Annotated in this window: 22 protein-coding genes; 10 read left to right on the forward strand and 12 right to left on the reverse strand. The window is 49.5% G+C overall.

Annotation, left to right across the window (positions count from 1 at the left end; translation table 11 throughout):
- Nucleotides 1–38 precede the first annotated feature (38 nt).
- The 7 genes from CGC65_RS30320 to CGC65_RS30350 all read right to left on the reverse strand — a co-directional run bounded on the left by CGC65_RS30320 (nucleotide 39) and on the right by CGC65_RS30350 (nucleotide 5,815).
- The gene (locus tag CGC65_RS30320) at nucleotides 39–785 is read right to left on the reverse strand and encodes a BRO family protein (RefSeq protein ID WP_002569245.1); all 747 of its coding nucleotides are present in this window, start codon (nucleotides 783–785) and stop codon (nucleotides 39–41) included.
- A 36-nt stretch (nucleotides 786–821) separates the two neighbouring features.
- Entirely contained in the window at nucleotides 822–1,700 is an 879-nt protein-coding gene (locus CGC65_RS30325) for a DUF6017 domain-containing protein (RefSeq protein ID WP_002569246.1), read from the reverse strand.
- A 67-nt stretch (nucleotides 1,701–1,767) separates the two neighbouring features.
- Entirely contained in the window at nucleotides 1,768–1,962 is a 195-nt protein-coding gene (locus tag CGC65_RS32015; RefSeq protein WP_008818008.1) for a hypothetical protein, read from the reverse strand.
- Nucleotides 1,963–1,984: 22 nt separating this feature from the next.
- On the reverse strand, nucleotides 1,985–2,257 hold the full coding sequence (locus tag CGC65_RS30335; RefSeq protein WP_002569247.1) for a DUF5720 family protein: 273 nt from the start codon (nucleotides 2,255–2,257) through the stop codon (nucleotides 1,985–1,987).
- An 11-nt stretch (nucleotides 2,258–2,268) separates the two neighbouring features.
- On the reverse strand, nucleotides 2,269–3,198 hold the full coding sequence (locus CGC65_RS30340) for a ParB/RepB/Spo0J family partition protein (protein ID WP_002569248.1): 930 nt from the start codon (nucleotides 3,196–3,198) through the stop codon (nucleotides 2,269–2,271).
- Entirely contained in the window at nucleotides 3,155–3,976 is an 822-nt protein-coding gene (locus CGC65_RS30345) for a ParA family protein (RefSeq protein WP_002569249.1), read from the reverse strand. The genes CGC65_RS30340 and CGC65_RS30345 overlap by 44 nt, the downstream gene beginning before the upstream one ends.
- 519 nt (nucleotides 3,977–4,495) lie before the next feature.
- Complete coding sequence (locus tag CGC65_RS30350) at nucleotides 4,496–5,815, reverse strand: MATE family efflux transporter (RefSeq protein WP_002569250.1); 1,320 nt, start codon at nucleotides 5,813–5,815, stop codon at nucleotides 4,496–4,498.
- A gap of 531 nt (nucleotides 5,816–6,346) precedes the next feature.
- Here CGC65_RS30350 and CGC65_RS30355 point away from each other — a divergent pair.
- From CGC65_RS30355 to CGC65_RS30365, 3 genes are all read left to right on the forward strand, one after another.
- On the forward strand, nucleotides 6,347–7,195 hold the full coding sequence (locus tag CGC65_RS30355; RefSeq protein WP_002569251.1) for a DUF4397 domain-containing protein: 849 nt from the start codon (nucleotides 6,347–6,349) through the stop codon (nucleotides 7,193–7,195).
- Between the two features lie 155 nt (nucleotides 7,196–7,350).
- On the forward strand, nucleotides 7,351–8,337 hold the full coding sequence (locus CGC65_RS30360) for a Gfo/Idh/MocA family protein (RefSeq protein WP_002569252.1): 987 nt from the start codon (nucleotides 7,351–7,353) through the stop codon (nucleotides 8,335–8,337).
- 145 nt (nucleotides 8,338–8,482) lie between these two features.
- Complete coding sequence (locus CGC65_RS30365) at nucleotides 8,483–9,679, forward strand: NADP-dependent isocitrate dehydrogenase (RefSeq protein ID WP_002569253.1); 1,197 nt, start codon at nucleotides 8,483–8,485, stop codon at nucleotides 9,677–9,679.
- A gap of 177 nt (nucleotides 9,680–9,856) precedes the next feature.
- On the opposite strand, the gene trpB is transcribed toward CGC65_RS30365, so the two are convergent.
- The 5 genes from trpB to CGC65_RS30390 all read right to left on the reverse strand — a co-directional run bounded on the left by trpB (nucleotide 9,857) and on the right by CGC65_RS30390 (nucleotide 16,473).
- Nucleotides 9,857–11,074, reverse strand: a complete 1,218-nt coding sequence (gene trpB, locus CGC65_RS30370; protein ID WP_002569254.1) for a tryptophan synthase subunit beta — start codon at nucleotides 11,072–11,074, stop codon at nucleotides 9,857–9,859.
- A 195-nt stretch (nucleotides 11,075–11,269) separates the two neighbouring features.
- Nucleotides 11,270–12,577, reverse strand: coding sequence for an O-acetylhomoserine aminocarboxypropyltransferase/cysteine synthase family protein (locus CGC65_RS30375; protein ID WP_002569255.1), 1,308 nt, complete (start codon nucleotides 12,575–12,577; stop codon nucleotides 11,270–11,272).
- Nucleotides 12,578–12,706: 129 nt separating this feature from the next.
- Nucleotides 12,707–13,537: an AraC family transcriptional regulator gene (locus CGC65_RS30380; protein ID WP_002569256.1), complete on the reverse strand. Its 831-nt coding sequence runs from the start codon at nucleotides 13,535–13,537 to the stop codon at nucleotides 12,707–12,709.
- Between the two features lie 335 nt (nucleotides 13,538–13,872).
- Complete coding sequence (locus CGC65_RS30385) at nucleotides 13,873–15,135, reverse strand: Glu/Leu/Phe/Val family dehydrogenase (RefSeq protein ID WP_002569257.1); 1,263 nt, start codon at nucleotides 15,133–15,135, stop codon at nucleotides 13,873–13,875.
- 51 nt (nucleotides 15,136–15,186) lie between these two features.
- Entirely contained in the window at nucleotides 15,187–16,473 is a 1,287-nt protein-coding gene (locus CGC65_RS30390; RefSeq protein WP_002569258.1) for an aspartate aminotransferase type Ic, read from the reverse strand.
- A 130-nt stretch (nucleotides 16,474–16,603) separates the two neighbouring features.
- Between CGC65_RS30390 and CGC65_RS30395 the strand changes: the two genes are divergently transcribed.
- The 7 genes from CGC65_RS30395 to CGC65_RS30425 all read left to right on the forward strand — a co-directional run bounded on the left by CGC65_RS30395 (nucleotide 16,604) and on the right by CGC65_RS30425 (nucleotide 24,026).
- Entirely contained in the window at nucleotides 16,604–17,569 is a 966-nt protein-coding gene (locus tag CGC65_RS30395; RefSeq protein ID WP_002569259.1) for a LysR family transcriptional regulator, read from the forward strand.
- A 68-nt stretch (nucleotides 17,570–17,637) separates the two neighbouring features.
- On the forward strand, nucleotides 17,638–19,527 hold the full coding sequence (locus CGC65_RS30400; protein WP_002569260.1) for a PEP/pyruvate-binding domain-containing protein: 1,890 nt from the start codon (nucleotides 17,638–17,640) through the stop codon (nucleotides 19,525–19,527).
- Between the two features lie 442 nt (nucleotides 19,528–19,969).
- Complete coding sequence (locus CGC65_RS30405) at nucleotides 19,970–20,188, forward strand: spore coat associated protein CotJA (protein WP_002569261.1); 219 nt, start codon at nucleotides 19,970–19,972, stop codon at nucleotides 20,186–20,188.
- Nucleotides 20,181–20,477 carry a spore coat protein CotJB gene (locus tag CGC65_RS30410; RefSeq protein ID WP_002569262.1) on the forward strand — a complete coding sequence of 99 codons (297 nt, stop codon included), beginning with the start codon at nucleotides 20,181–20,183 and terminating at the stop codon, nucleotides 20,475–20,477. The genes CGC65_RS30405 and CGC65_RS30410 overlap by 8 nt, the downstream gene beginning before the upstream one ends.
- A 19-nt stretch (nucleotides 20,478–20,496) precedes the next feature.
- The gene (locus CGC65_RS30415; protein WP_002569263.1) at nucleotides 20,497–21,114 is read left to right on the forward strand and encodes a manganese catalase family protein; all 618 of its coding nucleotides are present in this window, start codon (nucleotides 20,497–20,499) and stop codon (nucleotides 21,112–21,114) included.
- A gap of 80 nt (nucleotides 21,115–21,194) precedes the next feature.
- Nucleotides 21,195–22,535: a sodium-dependent transporter gene (locus CGC65_RS30420; protein ID WP_002569264.1), complete on the forward strand. Its 1,341-nt coding sequence runs from the start codon at nucleotides 21,195–21,197 to the stop codon at nucleotides 22,533–22,535.
- Between the two features lie 87 nt (nucleotides 22,536–22,622).
- Nucleotides 22,623–24,026: an MATE family efflux transporter gene (locus CGC65_RS30425; RefSeq protein WP_002569265.1), complete on the forward strand. Its 1,404-nt coding sequence runs from the start codon at nucleotides 22,623–22,625 to the stop codon at nucleotides 24,024–24,026.
- Nucleotides 24,027–24,114 lie beyond the last annotated feature (88 nt).

Genomic DNA, 24,114 nt, shown 5'->3' on the forward strand with positions numbered 1-24,114 from the left:
AGGCGGGACCACCAGCCGCCGGAGAAAATAGTGATTTATCATATCACCATCAGGATACTGTCTCGCAGTTCGGCAAAATACAGCTTGCCTTGCGGTGTTATCAGCGTATAAGAACCGGTATGTCCGTGATTGCAGTAGTCCTTTACACAAAACAGCCCTTCATTGGCTGGCTTTGCATAGGGCAGTACATTGCCGGACGCAGTGCGGTACACAAAACGCTTTTCCAGAAGAAATCGGACAAAGCGGCGTTCCGGTACATCAAGCTCTTTGGCAGTAGTTCTGAGATTGGTGCTATGCTCCAAATCAATGAACAGGTCATAGAAAGCGGCTTTACCCTCCAGCTGTGCGTTTGCTATGCGCAGAGATACATTCTCCTCTCGCTCAGCCAGAAGATCCGAGCAGAGCTTGAGCAGCGCCTCCGGTGAAGTAGCTACTTCCCATAGCTTTTCTTTTGTGAGATAGGCCCCATGCTTGCGAATGGTAGGAAGAACCTCGTCAAAGACCCATTGCTCAAATCGTTCTGCTGATGGCAATTTACTGTGGACAATCAAACGATACAGATTTCCTTCACTGATGAATTTAGCTTTCTGTTCACGCCCCAAATTATCGGTGAGGTGGTAAAACGCCACCCCATCTTCTCTGCAATGTGTCTTTAGGGCGTTTACTGTATCTTTGTATCCCAGCGATTTTGCAACATCAGCGCCGCAGAACAGGTATTTCCCATTTTCCTCGACTATTCGAATGCTTCCAAACTCTGGACTATTGAAAATTTCAATCTGATTCATGCTGTGCCTCCTTTGGTGTAATACAAAAGCGGCTGATTACCAGCCGCCTGCGTGCATATCGTGATTTACCAGTGAAGTGTAGTGGTTATTCATGGTGGTAGGAGCGTTGAACAGCACTGCAAGCAGGTACTGCTTGATGTTGCGTACCTGGGTGGTGTTCTTTTGCAGACAGTCCATGACAAACTCGATGTGAGAGCTGTCCAGCTTCAAAAAGCGGGAGCGTACAATCTCGTGAGGAAAGTCCGCGCCAGAGATCCGGGTGGTCTTTCGTTTGGCACAGACCGTTTCTACCAACAGCTCTACAATCTCATTCAGGTCATCCAGGTAGAGAGGATAACGCTGCTTCAGACAGTCATACTCGATATTCTCCAAAATCAATTCCCGATAATTTTCTATCTCTGTGACAGACATCGCATCCCTTCCTTTCCGTTCCGGCGGTATTGCCGCCGCTGTTTCCCGGAAGGGAATGGAATCGGTATTTGATCCATGAGTATTTTGTTTTTGGGTATTTGATTTCTTAGTATTTAATTGTGTTGGATTTTCCGGTAACGGATTTACCGCTGACGGGTTTACCGTTATCGGGTTTTCCGACGACGGCTTATCCAACATCGGTTCTCCCTCGATGGGACGCTCAAAAATGGTATACTCATTGGCTGCGAATTTACCAGAAGCATCAGTTGTCTGTCTGCGCCGAATGTATCCGGCTGTTTCAAGCTCATTGACAGCAGAGCGGATTGCATCTTTGCTTTCTCGATTGATATAGCTGAGTCCTGACAGCGTATAATCCCAGTCATCTGGCAGAGATAACATCTGCGACAAGAGACCCTTTGCCTTCAAAGAAAGCCGTTTATCCTTTAGATGGAAATTGCTCATAACCGTGTAATCGCCAGTGCGTTCTACACGAAAAACAGCCATTTACTTCACTCCTTTCATTTCTCAGGTATGAAAAAAGCCGCAATTCATAAGAGAATTGTGGCAGCGGTTAGGGTCTGTCTGTATCTTTTTTCTTGCGTCGGTAGGGGCGTTTTGGCATTGGTGGTTTATCAAACAGATCCCTTTCCTGAGAAAATGGTAAGGTTTGAAAAACACGGTCAATCTCGGTGGATTCCATATCACGCTGTGAGCGGCAATCTTCTTGAATAGCTTCTCGGATTTCTCTTACAGTACACATATTCATTCCTTTCCTTTCGTTGTATCGGTTATGAACGACGGTGTTTTTTAGGCTTGAAGTCGATGATATGCCCCTCAATAACATGAGCATATCTCTTAATTTTGATTTCTCGACGCTGCTGGCTTTGCAGAGCTGACTGATACCCGTCCTCTGTGAGAAAAAGCCTCATTTCGTCACCGGGTTCTCCATAAGCAGTAGGGCGCAAGACAGTAAACTCAATCATCCAGCAAGTGCTGTCCCAAAATCGCTCCACTGCAAGAATGTTGTGGCCTTTCAGCTCCCTTGCTGCAATATCTTTCATAGGCTCTCCCTTCATCGTTCCTGATCTCGTTGGCGTTTTTTCTGCCATTGTTCCAGCAGTTTAATAATGGTTTCCTGCATTTTGGCCGGTGTATAGCTTTTGGGGAAATACTTTCGCAAGGTATCGCTGCTCAAGGTCACTTTATCCAGATCACTCTTTTTTTCCTCTGACATGATGGCAAGCATCACATCTTCTGACAATTTCCCATCCTGGCTGAACTTTTTCATTCGCTGAGCCTGAGAGAGAGAAGGGGTAGCCTGCTCATAGTCCATTGTTTCCACCAGCATTTGCTGTTCGTCCGGTTTCAAAAAAGAGAGTTCGTAGGCTGGATTAAATGCGATTTTCTTTTCATCCACCATATCCAAAAGCTCTGGAATCAGCTCAGTCAAACGAACATATCGCATTACCTGGATACCGCTTCGTTCACCGGCTTCTTTTGCCACCTGGTCTCTGGCGCTCAACTTCTGTTCAACTTGAACAGAAGTCAGGTCTGTTCTTGCTCCTTGATGTTTAATGGCTTCCAGCTTCATTTTGTAGGCAAAGGCCCTTTCACTGGGGAGCAGATTTTCTCGCTGCAAATTGCTGTCAACCATAATAATTGTGGCAGCATCGTCATCCAAGTCGCGCACAATGACAGGCATGGTTTCTTTTCCGGCCAATTCGCTGGCTCTGCGGCGTCTGTGACCGGCTACCAGCTCATAACCGCCATCAGGCAGTGATCTGGCAATCGCAGGAACCAAAACTCCATACTTTTTGATACTGTCTGCGGTTTCTATCATTGCATCATCATCCTTGACCTTGAAGGGGTGATCCTTGAACGGATGCAGTTCAGATAGGGGAATTTCCTGAATTTTTTCCAGTTGCTCGTCTTGCCGACTTTCTTCAGTAGAAAACAGGTCATCTACTGAGGCCAGCTCTATTTTTTTCGCGCTGCTTTTCAAGTTTCAATACCTCCTTCGTCAGATTTTTGTAGCCCTCAGCCACTTTGCCATTAGGATCATGGGCATAAATGCTTTTTCCTTCAGCACTGATTTCTTTAGCCCTGACAGAATGAGGAATTTCTGATGTAAACACCTTGATCTTACTGCCATAGGTTTCGCGCAGGAGAGCGGAGATTTCTTTGGCAAAATTGGTTCGGCTGTCTACCATCGTCAGCAGAATCCCATCAATTTGCAGCTTGGGATTGATTTGTCTGCGAACCTTATTGATAGTTTGCAAAAGCTGCTCCAAACCTTTAGCGGGAAGATACTCTGCCTGGACGGGGATTATAACCCTATTAGCGGCAGCCAGTGCATTGACCGTAAGCATACCCAGGGAGGGCTGGCAATCAATAAGGATATGAGAGTATTGCCCCTTCAGCGTGTCCAGATATTGTCGCAGAATGGTTTCTCGGCTCATAGCGTTTACCAGAGATACCTCCATACCAGATAGCTGGATGTCCGCAGGCATCAGGTCTACGCCCTCAGGGTGGTGCAGGATACCCTCGCCGGGACGAATTGGTTCATCCATCAAAATACGGCCCATAGCGTCTGACAGTGTAAAGGGCAGCTTGTCAGGTTGGGGATTGCCCAAGCTGATGGTCAGGCTTCCCTGTGGGTCTCCGTCAATCAGAAGGACTTTCTTCCCAGACTGAGCCAGACCAATTCCAAGATTGGCACAAGTGGTTGTTTTGCCGACACCACCTTTTTGGTTGGCTATGGCAATAATCTGTGTATTCATGATTTCACCTCATTTCTTTCTAAGTTTAGATATGAAAAAAGTGCCTGCTCTACCTTTCCTGGGAAAGATAAAACAGGCACTTTTACTGGCTCAATACCTCTTGTAATGAGCCTCTATGTATGGTAGACTATGTCCACGAGACCATAAATATAATTAAGTCCCGACGGGAATTGAACTTTTGGCTAACGCTAAAATTCGCGCCTTTGCAAACAGAGTGCAAACAATAGGGGGCTAAAATCCTTTGTTTTTGCTTGATTTTGCTTGTACGAGGTTTACAGTGAATGTGGAGAAATGCCTTGATATAACTGCATTTTCTTTATCTCCGTTGATAGGGAATATATGCACTGGGTCCATCTCCTAAGCGGAAGGCCAGCGGTTCGAATCCGCTCAGGAACACTGGATACAGAGCCGAAAGCCTGGTTTTACTGGGTTTTCGGCTTTTTTGTTTTTGTCGAACGATTAGCATCTTTTTATCAGCCACATTCCCCGTGGTTCCTTATACTTAAATTATACAGGAAGCTATTTTGCAAGTCTTTTCGTGTACCGAACCATCATGTATATCACAAAAACTGCAATCACAATCTCTGTTACCGGCATAGAAAACCAAATAAAATCAGCCTTGGCCACCGTTGGCAGCAGCATAATCAGCGCTCCGCTAATCACCAGCCCGCGGCCGACGGAAACAACAAACGACGCAGCCGGCTTCATCAGGGATTGAAAATAATAAGTTGAAAATATATTAAGCGGGAGCAGCAGAAACGAAATACCATAACACCGCATGATGGAAGGAGCTATCTGCAGCACCGCTTCTGTCGGTTTCATAAAAATACGGACAAAGCCATTTGGAACCAGCACCACCAATGTTGTCCAGAAGATCCCAAAAAAGGCTACCGTACCCAAAGCATACTTCAGTGTTTCTTTCATACGCCCCCAGTGTTCTGCCCCGTAATTAATGGAAAAAATAGGCTGGGAAGCCTGCCCCACACTGTATGCGCAGCACTGGACAAACATACTGATATTCACGATCAGACCATAAACGGAAAGGGCGTCTGTTCCCAGATACCGGACAATTTGCCGGTTAAACAGCATTGTCATGATTCCCACTGCCAAGTCAACAAAAAATGTTGAAAATCCTGTTGTCAAGATGCCCTTTACTTTAATAAATAAATAGTGAATACTCACAAATTTAAGTGTGCAGCGTTTTGAGAAAAAGTGAGTCAGCATAATCAGCAGCGTAATACACGCGCCCGCCGCGGTTGCAAGGCCAGCCCCCAAAATCCCCATGTCCATGGCAAAGACAAAGAAATAGTCACCAAAAACATTAAAAATACCACCGCCAAGGACCGCCGCGGTTGCAAGGCCGGGTGCGTTGTCATTCCGAAGAAACGCCGCCAGCATCTGGTTGAAAACAAAGACAGGAATAACGATCTTAATCGGGAACAAATAGGCTTTTGTCAATGGCAGAAGTGTTTGTTCCGCGCCAAACAGCCGAAGCAAAGGCTCTCCAAAGAAAACAATACCAGTCCAAGCAATCGCGGCAAGGGCGGCTGTGCCCAGGAGCGCCGTGGAAAAAAACTCGTTATAGCAGCCATTTTCCCGCCGTCCTTTTTCTGAACTATAAAGGACAGATCCGCCGATTCCCATAAACAGCCCCAGACTGTAAATAATATTAAAGATTGGCATTACAACAGACATGGCCGCTGTTCCTGACGGCCCGTGATATTGGCCGACCATAGCCATATCCACAAGTCCATAAACAGAAGATATACACGCGCTGCCAAAAGCAGCGCCAAGATATTTCAGGTAGAGCGGCTTAATTTTTCCAGTTAACAAATTCATTTATGTTTCCTCCTTTAAGCATAAAAATAGCCGGATAAGAGACCGAACATAGACAGTTTTCTTATCCGGCTGTGCCATACGTGACCGCAGCCCTCCGAAAAAACCACTATATCCGACATCTTATCCGGCCTTATACTACGATTATAAGTCCTCCGATGAACATGAGGTATGATACCTTATATAAAAGAAAATGTCAATCGGGTTTTTAAATCTTAAAAAATCCAGACCTTGGGCATGGACGGAAGCGAAAAAAAGATAACCAATATGGTAGAGGCCGCTGCCGCTAAGGTTGTCGCCGCAAAAAGCGAGGGAGAATGACATCCTGTTACTGCTGCATCGTATAACGGCCTCCCCAACTGCCTTTCTTTTGCGGCTGATATAAGTATACCATATTGGCCTGATCCATTGCCGGAACAATTATAATTGCATCCATGAATTGACCTTGCTCCCGGCTTTTTTTGCTTTTTACCGTACCCCTTCGGCATATCAGACATATATTATCATAAAAGCATTAACCGAGGACCATTGTATATGAATAACAATAATCCCTACTCTGTACCATCACTTAAGATGACCCAGGTAGAAGACCCGATTGATCCAGGTTTCACATATCCTGATACCGATGTAGTAATTCCATCTCCTGACGATGAAATCGACCCTGATTTTTCCGTTATGCCACCCTACTACCCGGACTACCCTGTACGTCCGGACTATCCTGTACGCCCTAATTATCCTGTACGCCCTAATTATCCTGTACGGCCCAATTATCCCATCCCCTGCGTGTTCTGCAACAATAACCAGTGGATTCGCGGCGGAATACGCCTGTTAAACGCCGCCACCGGATATAACCCATTTACCGTGTATATAGATAACCAGGCTGTTTTCTCCGGACTGGATTTTTCTGAAGTGACCCAGTACCGCCAGCTGTCCCAGGGCTATCATACATTCTCCATTATGGGCTCCAACGGTTACGTATATCTCCGCAAATCCATGTATGTGGGTGACGGAATGGCCACCATCGCCATTGTCAACTCCTCCACGGGCCTGGACCTGGTATCCATCCGTGATACGGCATGCCCCACGGACTGGACCTCTTCCTGCTTCCGGGTCTGCAATTTAGCCTATTACAGCGGACCAGTCAATGCCTCCCTGGGCAATATCTATTTTAACTCAGTAAACTTTGCCGATGCAGCCAGCTTCAGCCGGCTCAGCTCCGGTAACTATACCCTGCGTGTGGCCCGCTCCGCCCGCCCAGAAAACACCCTGGTTACCACGCCGGTAACATTAAATCCATCCCGGATTTATACCCTGTATGTGTTAAACTGGAATCCCTCCGCGGATACCATCCAGACACTTCTGGTAGAAGACCGGAGAAGTTAGTCAGTGATCATGAGGGAGCAGCATAAATTAATGCGGCTCCCTCCTTATTTTCCTCTTATTTACCACCTTAATTTCGGATGAAATCCTGTGTTTACGGCTCTGTTTGTGATAAAATAGTACAGGACACAGAGCCATACAGAAAGGAAAACCTGCCAATGATACGCTATGGAACCATAGGAACCAACTTTATCGTGGACCGTTTCCAGGAAGCCGCAATGGAAAATCCCAGCCTTCATTACAGTGCTGTCTATTCCAGAAATCAGGAAACAGCCGGAAACTTCGCAGCAAAATACGGGGTTGAAACAACATACACGGATCTGAATGCCTTTGCCTGCGCTGATGACCTGGACGCTGTCTATATTGCCAGCCCAAACAGCTTCCACTATGAACAGGCCGCACTTTTATTATCCCATGGAAAGCATGTTCTGTGCGAAAAGCCTATTACCTCCAATGCCAGGGAACTGGAACACCTGATTCAGCTGGCCGGCCAAAACAACGTGATTTTATTGGAAGCCATCCGCAGCATCTTTACGCCCGGCTACCAGGCCCTGGCAAAACATCTTCCCAAACTGGGAACCATCCGCAGGGCCAGCTTCCATTTCTGCCAGTATTCTTCGCGCTATGACAAGTTCAAATCCGGAATTGTGGAAAACGCATTTAACCCCATCTTTTCCAACGGTGCGCTTATGGATATAGGCGTTTACTGCGTACATCCTCTTGTGCGCCTGTTTGGAATGCCGGAAAAAATCAAAACAGACGCCGTCCTCCTGGAAAACGGCATTGACGGATCCGGGACAATCCTTGGCGTGTACAAGGATATGCAGGCTGAACTGGTGTATTCCAAAATCAGCAGCAGCCGTATTCCCAGCCAGATTCAGGGTGAAAACGGCACCATTACCACCGAAGGAATCGACCACCCCCACCAGCTTATTTTTTATGACAGAGCAGGCGGCAGACAGGTCCTGTACCAGGGTCCTGCCAAGGCGGACATGTCCGGTGAGATAGCGGAATGGCTCCGCCTTATATCAGCGGGACCCGGCAGCAATATACATAACCGGTATTCCCTGATGGCCCTTCAGGTCATGGACGAGGCCAGAAAGCAGATGGGAATTGTGTTTCCGGCGGATGAAACCTTTGCCTGATATTACATTTTATCCAGCAGATAATACATGGTTTTGCAGGCGGATGATACACAGTTTGCAGGCAGATGATACACAGTTTTCTCTTGTGCGAAACCCCAATTCGTCGTATACTATAAAATAATGCGAAAATTCAGGAGGATACAGTATGGACAAGATTAAGATGACCACCCCGATTGTTGAGATGGACGGCGATGAGATGACTCGAATTCTCTGGCAGATGATCAAAGACGACCTGCTGCTGCCATACATAGATTTAAAGACAGAGTACTATGACCTTGGACTGGAATACAGGGATGAGACCAACGACCAGGTAACCGTTGATTCCGCCAATGCCACCAAAAAGTACGGCGTGGCTGTTAAATGTGCCACCATCACCCCCAACGCCGCCCGCGTGGAGGAATACCACCTGAAGGAAATGTGGAAGAGCCCCAACGGAACCATCCGCGCCATCCTGGACGGAACCGTGTTCCGCGCCCCTATTGTAGTAAAGGGAATCGAACCATGTGTTAAGAACTGGAAGAAACCCATCACCATTGCCAGACATGCCTACGGCGATGTCTACAAGGGTTCTGAGATGAAGATACCGGGTCCGGGAAAGGTGGAGCTGGTTTACACGGCCGGGGATGGTTCCGAGAGCCGGGAACTGGTTCACGACTTCACCTGTCCGGGCATCGTACAGGGCATGCACAATATCAATCAATCCATTGAAAGCTTTGCCAGAAGCTGCTTCAACTATGCCCTGGATACAAAACAGGACCTCTGGTTCGCCACCAAGGATACCATTTCCAAAAAATACGACCATACCTTCAAGGATATTTTCCAGGAAATTTTCGACAGCGAGTATGCTGAAAAATTTAAGGCTGCCGGCATCACCTATTTCTACACCCTGATTGACGACGCCGTAGCCCGTGTCATGAAATCCGAGGGCGGTTACATCTGGGCCTGCAAGAACTACGACGGCGACGTCATGAGCGACATGATATCCTCTGCTTTCGGCTCCCTGGCCATGATGACCTCTGTCCTGGTATCCCCGGACGGCAACTATGAATACGAGGCAGCCCACGGAACCGTACAGCGCCACTACTACAAGCACTTAAAGGGCGAGGAGACTTCCACCAACTCCGTGGCAACCATCTTTGCCTGGACCGGCGCACTGCGCAAGCGCGGCGAGCTGGACGGCAACAACGAGCTGATGGAATTTGCTGACAGGCTGGAAAAGGCCACCATTGACACCATTGAGAACGGCGAGATGACAAAAGACCTGGCTCTGATTACCACCATTCCAAATCCAGTTGTACTTAACAGCGGGGACTTTATTAAGGCTGTTGCTAAGAGGCTGTAAAACAAACTATATTGTCTAAAGGGCATCCGGTCCACGGAATGATTCCGCTGGTCCGGATGCCCTTATTTCAATCCATACTGCCCTGAAAGCAAGACCATCATGAACCCCCACCGCCTTCTGGCTCTGCTCTCCATCTTCTCCGAATCAGACAGGAGGCCCTCCGGCCTCCCCGCCAAATTAATCCATAAACTGATCCCCATAACCATAGTGCTCCACCACATAGTCGATATCCTTATCGCCTCTGCCGCTTAAGCACACCAAAATGGATCCCTGCCGCATCTCCTTTGCCCTGCGCATGGCATATGCCACCGCGTGGGAGCTTTCCACTGCCGGTATGATTCCCTCATATCTGGAAAGTTTGAAAAATGCCTCCATAGCCTCCTCGTCGCTTACCGTATCGTATTTAACCCGGCCCAGATCGTGAAGGAATGCATGCTCCGGCCCCACAGACGGATAATCCAGTCCGCTGGCAATGGAGTATACAGGAGCAGGCTCTCCCTTTTCATCCTTCAGCATAATGCTCTCAAATCCATGCATAATTCCCTTTTCACCGAATTTCATGGAAGCTGCATGATCTCCCAGCGTCTCGCCTCTTCCCAACGGCTCCACCCCTGTGATATCCACCGGGTCATCCAGGAAAGGTATGAACATACCGATGGAATTGCTGCCTCCGCCCACGCAGGCGCAGACCTCGTCCGGCATCATGCCTGTCATTTCAAGGAACTGTTCCCTTGCCTCATATCCCACAACAGACTGGAAATCCCTGACCATAAGCGGGAAGGGATGGGGGCCCAGGGCAGATCCGATACAGTAGATGGAATCCTTGTAATTTCTGGCATAGGACTCAAAGGCTGAGTCAACTGCCTCCTTCAGTGTCTTAAGGCCATGGGTAACCGGCACTACCTTTGCCCCCAGAATCTTCATCCTGGTGACATTGGGCGCCTGTTTTGCTATGTCCACCTCGCCCATATGAATCTCGCACTCCAGACCGAAAAACGCGGCTGCCGTGGCCAGGGCCACCCCGTGCTGCCCTGCTCCGGTTTCTGCAATGAGGCGTTTCTTACCCATGAATTTTGCAAGAAGTCCTTCCCCCATACAGTGATTCAGCTTGTGGGCTCCTGTGTGGTTTAAATCCTCCCGTTTCAGATATATCTGGCAATTTCCTATTTTCCCGGACAGGCGTTCGCAGTGGTAAACAGGAGTGGGCCTTCCCTGGAATTCCTTGCGAATCCGTCTCAGCTCATTGATAAACTGGGAAGAATGGCAGATGGTCTGGTATGCATCCGCGATCTCCTCAAAAGCCGGTATCAGCTCCTCTGTAAGATAAGCGCCTCCGTAAGCGCCGAAACGGCCGTCCTTATCCGGATAATTTTTCAAATATGTCCTGTAATCCATGTCCTTCTCCTTAGCGGTGTATTTTCTATCCATTATAGCCTTATTCCCGCGGCGTTTCAATCTGTATTGCTGTTTTTCACCTGCTGATTTTTTCCCTGCACGCAGCCCCGGCCGTACCCATGGATTTAATCTGAACCACCTTTGCTAAACGGATCGGAGTACGAAATGGACCGGAATACGAAATGAACCGGAATGCTATACGGACCGGAACGCTTCCTCCAAATCCTCCAAAATATCGTCAATGTGTTCTGTCCCGATGGACAGCCGGATGGTACCGGGACGGATTCCCTGTTCCAGAAGCTCCTTCTCATGCATCTGGGAATGGGTGGTGGAGGCCGGGTGGATCACCAGTGACTTTACATCCGCCACATTGGCAAGAAGGGAGAACAGTTCCAGGTTGTCGATGAATTTCCTGGCATTCTCAGCCCCGCCCCTTATTTCAAACGTAAAAATAGAGCCGCCTCCCCTGGGGAAATACGTTTTGTAAAGCTGCTGCTGGATCGGATCCCGGCTCACACTGGGATGATGGACCGCCTCCACCTGGGGATGCGCATTCAGATATTCCACCACCTTAAGCGCGTTTTCCACATGGCGTTCCACCCGCAGGGAAAGTGTCTCCAGCCCCTGTAAAAACAAAAAGCCGTGGAAGGGTGAGAGGGTCGCCCCTGTATCCCTTAGAAGAATGGCCCGTATCCGGGTGACAAAGGCAGCCGCTCCCACATCCTGGGCAAAACGGATTCCGTGGTAGCTGGCATTTGGCTCTGAAAGTCCCGGGAATTTTTTGGAAGCAGCCCAGTCAAACCTTCCGCCGTCCACAATCACGCCGCCCACCGCAGTTCCATGACCGCCGATGAACTTTGTGGCTGAATGTACCACGATGTCAGCACCGTACTCAATGGGACGGACAAGATACGGCGTTGCAAAGGTATTATCTATTACCAAAGGAATCTGATGCCGGTGTGCAATAGAAGCAATTTTTTCTATATCAGCGATATCGGAATTAGGGTTTCCCAGTGTCTCTATAAAGACAGCCTTTGTATTATCCCTGATAGCTGCCTCTACCGCCTCTAAATCAGCCGGATCCACAAATGTAGTCTCCACCCCGTATTCCGGAAAGGTGTGGGCCAGGTAATTGTAGGTGCCGCCGTATATATGGCCGGAAGACACAATATGATCCCCTGCCCGTGTCAGGTTCTGGAAGGTATAGGACAGGGCCGCAGCCCCGGAAGCCGTGGCCAGGGCTGCCACGCCGCCTTCCAGCTGCGCCATTCTCTGTTCAAATACATCCAGGGTAGGATTGGTAAGACGGCTGTATATATTTCCCGGGTCGCTGAGATTGAATCGTGCCGCCGCGTGGTCGCAGTTATCAAATACATACGATGATGTCTGGTAAATCGGTACCGACCTTGCCCCTGTTGAAGGGTCGGGCTGCTCCTGACCTCCGTGAAGCTGGGTTGTCTCAAATTTAAAATGTCTGTCTGATCTCTTACGCTTCTCTCCCATGATATTGTCCTCCGTCTCTTAATTCCTACTATTTCTATAGGTTTAATTGATAATATCATGGTATTTTTTTCCTGTCAAGAATTTATTTACGTACATTCTTAAACCTTATTTTTGAGTCCCCGCGCATTCTCAAACCATACTTCCCTTATCCATCTCAGGCATTCCCGGCGCGCTTTTATCAGAGGGCGCGCATCCAAACATTTTTTTGTAAGCCCTGAAAAAACTGGAGTAGTCTCCAAATCCCGCTCTGGACGCTGCCTCTGCTGCCGGCACCCCCATTGACAGCTCTTTTCTCACAATGGCCATGCGCTTATATAGGATGTACCGGGCCACCGTGGTTCCCGTGGCCCTCTTAAATACAGCTGTGAGATGATTTTTGCTCATATAGAAGGTCTGTGCCAGCCCTTCCAGGCTCAGCGGAGCGGACAGATTCTGGTTGATATAGCGGATGATTTCCTGGACCTGTCCTTCCTTTCCCCTGGAAGTTCCTGAAGCCTCCCTATATATTGCAAAAATCTTGGTCAAAAGAGACAGAACCCGTGTGCGGATTGCAATATCCTGTAAATCTTTTCCATAATTTCCACACTCCTCCAGGGAGTGAAAATACCACTCCAGCTGAAACTGTTCCTCATAGCAGCACCATCCGGTTCCAAAAGGCTCCAGCAAAAGAGCCTGTTCCTCTTCCTGCAGAAGTTCGGCGGCAAAGTGCAGACGTATCCGGTTATATTCATCCGAATCCAGCACCCTTAACCCGTGAAAACAGCCCGGCGGTATGATAATCAGGCTTCCGGGCCTGGGTGTGTAGGTCCTGCCCTCCAGCAGATACTCTGCGTTGCCTGAAATCATGTAATAAACCTCATATACATCATGGCAGTGCATTTTATACTCCATATCCCCTTCATCGCTGCGCGTATGGGCATATACCACCCTCTGCGTCTTAAAACTTTCTTCCTGGTACATGGATCTCCTCCTTAAAAATACCGGCTGTCCCCAGCCGTCCCTGCCCTGCGCGGCCGCAAGCCGCAGGTGCGTTTAACCCTATTCTAACACAGCTTGTGCTAATTGCAATATTTCTTTGTCTTCTGACAATGGTTTTTGCAATATACCTGTATTATAATGTGTCCTGTAAGCAAGAAAAACACAGCAAATAAATTGTTGCAGAAACCGAAAGGGCCCTCCCCCTTTCACACATTTTATCCCCCTTTATACACAGTAAAAGACCAGGCATCCCCAGTGCCTGGTCTTTGTGTAACTGCTGCTATTCGGAAATTCTATGATTTTTTCTGTGATTCGCTTTATGGCCAGATTGCCCTTGCCGCCTTGGCCTCCACTACCCGCTTCACGGCAATCAGGTAAGCGCCGGTGCGCAGTGTGGCATTCTGTCTCTTTGCAATATCCCATACTGCTTCAAACGCAGGATCCATGATATCCTTCAGCTTCTCGTTGACTTCTTCCTCGGTCCAGCTCACGGATTGTATATTCTGAACCCATTCAAAATAAGAAACTACTACGCCGCCTGCATTAGCCAGGATATCAGGCACAACAGTAATGCCTCTTTCCTGGAGTATCCCGTCAGCGTCTGCGGCCACCGGGCCGTTTGCAGCCTCCACGATGATTTCCGCACGGATTTTATGTGCATTGGAAGCGTTAATCTGATTTTCAAGGGCCGCTGGCACCAGTACCCTGGCATCCATCTCCAGCAGTTCCTCATTGGTAATGCGGCTCATTCCCTCTTCATTGTAATCCTTTAACAGATTCTTTCTGTTAAGGGAGAGGTATTCCAGGATAGCCGGTACGTTAAGTCCTTCCGGATTACAGATTCCACCGGATACATCGCTGACCGCTATGATCTTCATTCCTTCCCTGTGAAGCAGCTTGGCTGTGATGCTGCCCACATTTCCCATTCCCTGAATGGCTACCGTGGTTCCCTGAACCGGAATTCCCATTTTATTCAGTATATTTTTTGTGGTATACATGACGCCCCGTCCCGTGGCTTCATTTCTTCCAAGGGCGCCTCCCAGGCAGATTGGCTTGCCTGTAACCACGCCGTGGATGCAGTGGCCCTTCAGCATGCTGTAGGTATCCATCATCCAGCCCATAACAGCCGCATTGGTACCTACATCAGGAGCCGGGATATCCTGTTCCGGCCCAATAAGGGGAGCAATGGCTGCCGTGTATCTTCTGGTGATTGCCCGGATTTCATTTTCAGACAGCTCATTGGGGTCGCAGACAACGCCGCCCTTGCCGCCGCCGTAAGGAATATTCACCACTGCGCACTTGAATGTCATCCAGGCTGCCAGGGCCCTGACCTCGTCAGGATTTACCGCAGGATGGAAACGCACTCCGCCCTTGGCCGGTCCGCGGGATGTGGAGTGCTGCACCCTGTATCCCTCAAATACCTTCGTTGTCCCATCGTCCATCCGCACCGGAATCGCAACCTTAAGTTCCCTCTCCGGGTACTTAATGGCCTCTATGTCACTGTCCGTATAGCCCAGTATATCGGCTGCTTCCTTTACTACCTTTAACACATTGTCATAAGGATTATATAGTTTCTCCATACCTGTTCTCCTTTTCTGCCCGGCTGCTGCCTGTTTATAGTATCCCAATACTTAGTTCCCCTGATTCACCACTGACTCGATTCCCGCTATCTTAACGCACAGAATAAATATGTCCATGGCTGATTTTAACTCTTCCGGCGTGGGATAGGTGGGAGCAATGCGGATATTTCTGTCCTGCGGATCCCTCTTGTAGGGATAGGTTGCGCCTGCGCCTGTGAGCGTGACACCTGCCTCCTTAGCCAGCTGCACGGTGCGCTTTGCACATCCTGCAAGCGTGTCCAGGGAGATGAAATAGCCTCCCTTCGGACGGCTCCACACTGCCAGTCCGCTGCCTTCCAGTTCCTCCTCCAGACGGTTTAACACCATGTCAAATTTGGGCCTCAGCACCTCTGCCAGATCCGCCATATGGGCGCGGATGTTTTCCGGCGTTTTGAAATACTGCACATGCCTTAGCTGGTTCAGCTTGTCATGTCCAATGGTCTGTGAGGACATATGGCCCTTAAACTCCTTCATGTTGTCCGGTCCTGAAGCAATAAGGGAAATACCTGCCCCCGGAAATGTTATCTTGGAGGTTGAGAAGAAATAGTAAGCCCTGTTTGGATGGCCGCCGGCCTCACATGCATCCAGGATATTTTTGAGGGGCACTTCCTGATAAATATGGTGCACACCGTAGGCATTGTCCCAGAATATCCTGAAATCCGGGGCAGCCGTCTCCATAGACGCCAAGCGGTCCACCACCCGGTCGCTGTAGCATACCCCTTGAGGATTGGAATGAAGGGGAACGCACCAGATTCCCTTGATGGAAGCATCCTCCCTTACCATGGCTTCCACCATCTCCATGTCAGGTCCGTCCTCCAGAAGCGGGACCGGAATCATCTGGATTCCCAGCTCCTCGCAAATCTGGAAATGCCTGTCGTACCCCGGGACCGGACAAAGGAATTTCACAGGACTGCCCTCATATGCATAGAAGCTCCATGGCTTTTCTCCCTGTGTTCCGAAAAGACAGTGGAACGCCATGGTGTCGAACATCAGATTCAGGCTGGAATTACCTCCTATTATAATCTGGTCCGGCTTCAGGCCCAAAAGCTGGCCCAACAGACGCCTGCATTCAGGAATCCCTTCTAAAACGCCGTAATTCCTTGCATCTGTACCGTCCTCCAGCGTACAGCCCTCTGGAAACTCCAACAGGCCCATGTTCATATCCAACTGGGCTGCTGCGGGTTTTCCCCTGGCCATATTCAGTTTCAAATTCAATTTCTTGGCTTCCTGGAACTGTATGGTAAGCTCTTTTAACATATCATTCAGTTCCTGTTTGGAATATTCCGTTACATGTCTCATTCATGGCCTCCGCATCAAACATTAGTCAGATATATTTGTTCTTGCCTTTATTATAAAAATATCCTAGAATAAAAACAAATATTTATATTTGAATAAAACATATAATCAAAAACTTATAGGAGGTGCAGCTATGTTCAGCGGGATGAATTACGTATACGAAGTCTATAAGGAACAGAGCTTTTCCAAGGCTGCTGAGAACCTTTACATATCCCAGCCGGCCCTCAGTTCCATGATTAAGAAGATTGAGACAAAGATAGGCATGCCCCTCTTTGACCGGAGCACCAGCCCCATCCAGCTGACGGAATGCGGCAAGAAATACATCAAGACCGCCGAGAAAATCATGGACCTGGAAAATGAGTTCGCCTACTATGTGGGCAATCTCCAGGAGCTGAAAACAGGCCGTCTGTCCGTGGGCGGGACCTATCTCTTTTCATCCTTCATTTTTCCACCCATCATTGATAAGTTCCGCAGGGCCTACCCTCACGTGAAGCTGAACCTGTTTGAGGGACACACCCCGCTGCTGGAGCAAAAGCTCTTTGCCGGGGAACTGGACATTATCATAGACAACTATCTGCTGGACGCTGGCATCTACGAAAAGGAGCGCTTCATGGAGGAACGCCTGCTACTGGCTGTTCCCTCCTCCTTTGACAGCAACCGGAGAGCGGTAAAATACCAGCTTAAGGCTTCCGACATAAAGCGCTGCCTTCACCAGAACGATACCTTTCCGGCCGTATCCCTAAAGAAGTTCAAGGATGAGCCCTTTGTCATGCTGCGGTCCCACAATGATACCAGGGAACGTGTGGACGCCATACTGGGCCGGGCAGGAATCCAGTTAAACTATACCTTAAAGCTGAACCAGCTCTTAACCACCTATCACCTGACAGAGTACGGCATGGGCGCCTCATTTGTCAGCGACACCGTGGTCAAATGCCTTCCGGAAAACCCGGATATCATATATTATAAGATTGACGACCCCGAGGCAGTAAGAGATGTTTACCTGTATTATAAAAAAAATAAATACCTGACCCGGAGCATGATTGAATTTATCAAAATGGCAATTCCGGGAATTGAGAAAAACTCGGAGAAGTATGTATAATCATATGCTTATAAGTGTTATAAGTGTCATTTTTTCAGCAAATAAAAATACAGAAGGGGGTAAGAAAAATGGTTGGATGGCCAGAAATCCTTAAAAAGGAAAACCTGACAAGGGAAGAAAAAAAATGTATCTGCAACCGGCTCATGACCACGGAGAGCCACATGGAACAGCTGATACTGAAGCATTTCACAGAGGAGGATTTCCGCAGGGTCTGGATGCGCAAAATCGGCGGGGGCGTAATTGGAGGCAAGGCCTGCGGCCTGCTGGTTGCCAGGAAGCTGATTGAACTCAACATGCCGGAGTACGCAGGGCATGTGGAACCCCATAACTCCTTTTTCATCGGCACGGATGTTTTCTACCGGTATCTGGTATATAACCGCTGTGCGGAGTTAAAGGCCAGACACCGTCTGGAAAAGGAACATTTTAAGGAGACCGAGGAACTGACCAAACGGCTGCGGGGCGGTTCTCTGCCCGAAGATATACGTGAAGAGCTGAGCGATATGCTGGACCACTACGGAACCACCCCAATCATTGTCCGTTCCAGCAGCATCATGGAGGACGGATACGGCAATGCATTCTCCGGCAAATACGAATCTATCTTCTGTATGAACCAGGGCACCAAGGAGGAACGGATGGAGGAACTGGAGGAAGCCATCCGCCGCGTATACGCCAGCACCATGAACGAACAGGCCATTGAATACCGCAGGAAACGCCACCTGCTGGATGTGGATGAACAGATGGCCCTGCTGATTCAGCAGGTGGCCGGGCAGCAGTACGGCGACCTCTATATGCCGGTGGCTGCCGGTATGGGCTGTTCCTATAACCCTTATAAATGGATGGAGCACCTGAACCCGGAAGCAGGAATGCTGCGCATGGTCATGGGGCTGGGGACCAGGGCTGTGGAGAGGACGCCCGGCGATTACCCCCGTCTTATCGGCCTTGACAGGGCGCAGGCCAACTTAAGGACCACCCTGGCTGAACGCCACAAATTTTCTCAGCGCAAGGTGGATGTCCTGGATTTTGGAACCAAGTCTCTCTGCACCAAGTCCCTGGAAAAAATACTGGACCTTTTTCCCAAATGGCAGAAGAAAATGGTGCTGAGCAGGGATACGGACGCCGAGGACATGCTGGCCGAGCGCCATATATACAGAACCATCTATTTTGGGGACTGCCAGGGCCTGGTGGACAATCTGGAATTCATACGGATGATGCGCACCCTCATGAAGATGCTGGAGAAAGAATATGAACGCCCGGTGGATGTGGAGTTTGCCGTCACCAGTCCGGAGGAAGGCATGTGGAGGCTGAACCTGCTGCAATGCCGTCCCCTTCAGACCGCCAAATCCGAGCAGGTACATATACCGGACGGCGTGGACCACGAATTTCTCTTTGACGTGCGCAGAACGTCCATGCGCCGGTCCAAGGAGGAACCCATCGACTACATTGTGTGGGTGGATCCCCAGAAATACTATGAATACGAATATGCCAAGAAGCCGGACGTGGCCCGTTTAATCAGCCGCATCAACCAGCATTTTGAGGATACGGATAAGAAGCTGATGCTGCTGGTGCCCGGCCGCATCGGAACCTCGTCCCCTGAATTAGGCGTACCCGTGGTCTATGCGGAAATCAGCCAGTTCAGCGCCATCTGCGAGGTGGCTTACGGAAAGGCAGGCTACCACCCGGATCTTTCCTACGGCAGCCACATGTTCCAGGACATGGTGGAGGCAGATGTGTATTACGGCGCCATCAATGACAACAGCAAGACCAGGCTGTACCGCCCTGAACTCCTCACCAGATATCCTGAGGTGCTGAAGGATATTCTGCCCGGCGAATCCCAGGAACTGGCTGACATTGTAAAGATCCATGATGTAAGCCGGTCCGGTGCCACACTGACCCTGGATGCCCAGGAGGGCCGTGCGGTGTGCCGGATACGCGGGGAACAGCAGACTGCCGAGCGGTAAGGGGAATACAGCGCCCCATACAGCAGGCGGGAAACATGAGACATGATACCTGTATCATGTCAGACTGCAGATACATCGGTGCTCAGGACGCAAGTCCGGGCACCGAACTACTTTAACATAGCCTCATTTTTAAAAATTTTATGTTGAAAGGCAGGGACAATCAAACATTCATTTACTGCCAGTATTAGAAATTCTTGCTTCTGCGCTTGTTCTTAATCAATTCTAAATCAGGATTCACTCTATCTTTCTGCTGCCGATACAACCGGAAAAACATACTGCACGTTCAACTTTAGAAATACGGATTCAGCAAAAAATCCCATTTAAAAACACTCCGACGATTTCTGGATATACTGACAGTTTTTAAATAACCTAAAAAAACGCATCAGGCTCATACTAATCATGAAGCCTGTACAAGGCCAATCAACAGAAAGGAGTGAATCATATGAATTTATGCAATTGCGACGCCAAAGTTCCTGCATCACAATGCGGGTGCAGCAAAGAGCTTCCCGCTCCCGGACCAGGAGTACAGCTGGCCATTGCCACTGTTCCCATGCAGCCCTGGGAAACACCTTATGAGCCATCCAAAGCCCTGAAACAGGGAACTATTTTTCCCTGCCTGGATCTGCCGTTTTTTATAGTAGGAGGTGAAAAAAATGCCTGACCGCTGCCAGCTGCTTCAGCAGATTAATGAGATAAGTTTTGTTGTCAATGACCTGAACCTGTATCTGGATACCCACCCAACAGACGGCCAGGCATTAGACGCGTTCAGCCAGGCCATGGCCCAGAGAAAACAGCTTCTGGATTCCTTTGCCAAGGAATATGAACCCCTTACCCTGAACTGTGTCTGCCCTGAAACCAATAACAAGTCCGAATCCCATACCAAGTATCCCGGCCAGAAGCATTTTACCTGGTCAGACGGACCTCTGCCATGGGACTGCCCGGAACATTAAAATAAGGAGGTGTCTGACCATGTGGACTTATGAAAAACGGTTACAATTTCCCGTAAAAATTACCCAGACCTGTCCCAAGACAGCGTCCCTGATTATCAGCCAGTTCGGCGGTCCTGACGGCGAATTAGCTGCTTCCATGCGTTATCTTTCCCAGCGTTACACTATGCCATGCAAGGAAGTGGGCGGACTGCTGACAGATATTGGCACAGAAGAGCTTGCCCATCTGGAAATGATCTGCGCCATTATCTATCAGCTGACCAAGAATCTGACCCCGGAACAGGCCAAGACAGCAGGCTTTGACGCCTATTATATCGACCACACCACGGCTCTTTGGCCTACGGCTGCTGCAGGTGTTCCCTTTAATGCCTGCGAATTCCAGTCCAAAGGCGATGCCATCACAGACCTTCATGAGGACCTGGCGGCAGAACAGAAGGCCAGGACCACGTATGACAACCTGATCCGCATTATTGAAAACCCGGAGGTAAGAGAACCCCTTAAATTCCTCCGGGCCAGGGAAGTCGTGCATTTCCAGCGTTTCGGGGAGGCGCTGGAAAAGATAAAGTCCAAGCTGGATGAAAAGAATTTTTACTACTTCAATCCTGAGTTTGATAAGCAGTTTGTACAGAACCAGAAATAAAAGATAAAACACGACGCTGCCTCGCATGCTGAACTGTATGCGGAGCAGCGGACTACATACACCAACTTTGGAGGTTTTACGTGATTAACTCAACTGACACTCAAAGGGATTCCTGGAAAACAAATTGGGGATTTATCCTGTCCTGCATCGGTTCCGCCGTTGGAATGGGCAATATATGGATGTTTCCCGCCAGAGTCTCCAAATACGGCGGCGGAACCTTTCTGCTTCCCTATTTCCTCTTTGTCATTATGATAGGCCTTTCCGGCGTTATCGGGGAAATGGCATTCGGCCGCGCCGCCCGCTCCGGACCTATAGGCGCCTTTGGCCAGGCCATGGCCAGCAGGGGAAAAGGACGGCGTCTGGGAGAAGCCATCGGATATATCCCGGTTCTGGGCTCCCTGTCCCTGGCTATCGGATACTCTGTCATCGTGGGCTGGATCCTCCGCTACAGCGCGGGTTCTCTGACCGGCACTACACTGGCTCCCGGCGATGTGGACGGCTTTGCCCTTGCTTTTAGTTCCATGGCCGGATCCTTCGGAAATAATTTCTGGCAGACTGTTGGACTGGTTATCACCTTTATCATCATGGTACTGGGCATATCCGGCGGTATTGAAAAAATCAACAAAATAATCATGCCCCTATTCTTCCTCTTGTTCCTGGGACTGGCTGTCTACATGGCGTTCCAGCCCTCTGCCGCGGATGGATACCGCTATATCTTCCGGATTGACCTTAAAGGCCTGGCAGATCCCATGACATGGGTATTCGCCCTGGGACAGGCGTTCTTCTCACTGTCACTGGCAGGAAACGGCACCTTAATCTACGGCTCCTATCTGGATGACCGGGAGGATGTGACCAATGCAGCATGGAAGGTAGCCCTTTTTGACACCCTGGCAGCCCTGCTTGCTGCTCTTGTCATCATCCCGGCCATGGCAACTGCGGGTTCCGGGCTGGATGAAGGCGGACCCGGACTGATTTTCATTTACCTTCCCAACCTTTTTAAATCCATGCCCGGAAGCCGTGTCCTGGTTATCGTGTTCTTCACAGCCGTACTGTTTGCCGGGATCTCCTCCCTGATTAATCTGTTCGAGGCCCCCATTGCCGCTTTACAGCAGCAGTTTAAACTCAGCCGCAGGACATCTGTCTCCGTAATAACGGCTGCCGCCCTGGCCATCGGACTGTGCATCCAGGGCATTGTATCCGGGTGGATGGATTTTGTATCCATCTATATCTGCCCTCTTGGAGCAGGTTTGGCCGGTATCATGTTTTTCTGGGTATTTGGATCGGACTATGCGAAAAAAGAAGTGGAAAAAGGCCGTCTGCGTCCCATAGGACCCTGGTTTTCTTTCATGACATCCTATCTGTTCTGCGGTTTAACGGCGGCGGTCTTTGTTTTGGGAATTGTATTTGGAGGAATCGGGTAGTATAATTATACCAATGATACATGTGATTCCCTGTCATTCGCAAACTGACAGGGAGTCTTCTTTTATTTACGAAAGACGAGGTAGCTTATGAAATCTTCATCAACTCAAGAAAATCCACTGGGTATTCTGCCCGTGAACCAGCTTTTGGCCCGGTTTGCCATACCCAGCATCATAGCCATGCTGGTCAGCGCCCTGTATAACATTGTAGACCAGTTTTACATAGGAAGAAGCGTGGGTATGCTGGGAAATGCTGCCACCAACGTGGCCTTTCCCCTTACCATCACCTGTACTGCCATCTCCCTGATGTGCGGCATCGGCGGGGCTGCCAATTTTAATCTGTCCCTTGGCAGCGGCGAAAAAGAGGAAGCCACACGCTATGCAGGCAACGCTGTATTTATGCTGGCTGCCATTGGAATCCTCCTATGTCTCACGGTCAGGCTTTTCCTGAAACCGCTTATGATTGTATTTGGGGCCACTCCGGATGTTCTGGACTATTCACTGACCTATACCGGCATCACGTCCCTTGGATTTCCATTCCTTATCCTGACCACAGGCGGCTCCAACCTGATCCGCGCAGACGGCAGTCCCCGTTTTTCCATGATGTGTACTCTCACGGGCGCCGTCCTCAATACCATACTGGACCCGTTGTTTATCTTCGGCTTCCACATGGGGATGGCGGGGGCCGCACTGGCTACCATCATCGGGCAGATCATATCCGGCATCATGGTCATTGTATACCTGACCCGGTTTAAGACAGTGCGCCTGTCCCTGGGCTCTCTTGTGCCTGTTCCATCCCATATGAAGGCCATTGCCGCCCTGGGTATGGCCCCCTTCTTTAACCAGATGGCCATGATGGTGGTACAGATTGTAATGAACAACATCCTTCGCTATTACGGAGCCCAATCCCACTATGGAAGTGAGATTCCCCTGGCCTGCGCAGGCATCATAACCAAGGTGAACATGATATTCTTCTCCCTGGTCATCGGTCTGTCCCAGGGATTACAGCCTATTGTCAGCTTTAACTACGGCGCCAGGAAATTCAGGCGGGTCCGAGAGGCTTATCTGAAAGCTGTGCTCATCGCAACCATGATTTCCACCCTGTCCTTCCTGTGCTTCCAGCTGATACCCAGGCAAATCATCGGCATCTTTGGCTCAGGCAGCGAGGAATACTTTCACTTTGCGGAACAATACTTCCGCATATTCCTGTTCTTCACATTTTTAAACGGGCTCCAGCCTATCACGGCTAATTACTTTACGTCCATCGGAAAGGCGGCAAAGGGTATCTTCATCTCCCTTACCAGGCAGATTATCTTCCTTCTGCCCCTGATTGTGGTCCTTCCCATGTTCCTCGGCATTGAGGGCGTGATGTACTCTGCACCGGTTGCTGATTTAATGGCTGCCCTCCTGGCCCTGGTATTTGTTACCAGGGAGCTTCGCAGAATGCGGGGTATGGAAGAAGAGATGAACTGCGGGGCGGAGACGGCGGACTAATCGCAGCCTGACGGATTGGCGGCCTGGCGGATTGGCGGCCTGGCGAATTGGCAGCCTGACAGATTGGCGGCCTGACGCATTAAGGGCG

The sequence above is a fragment of the Enterocloster bolteae genome (genome assembly GCF_002234575.2).
In the GTDB taxonomy this organism is placed as follows: domain Bacteria; phylum Bacillota; class Clostridia; order Lachnospirales; family Lachnospiraceae; genus Enterocloster; species Enterocloster bolteae.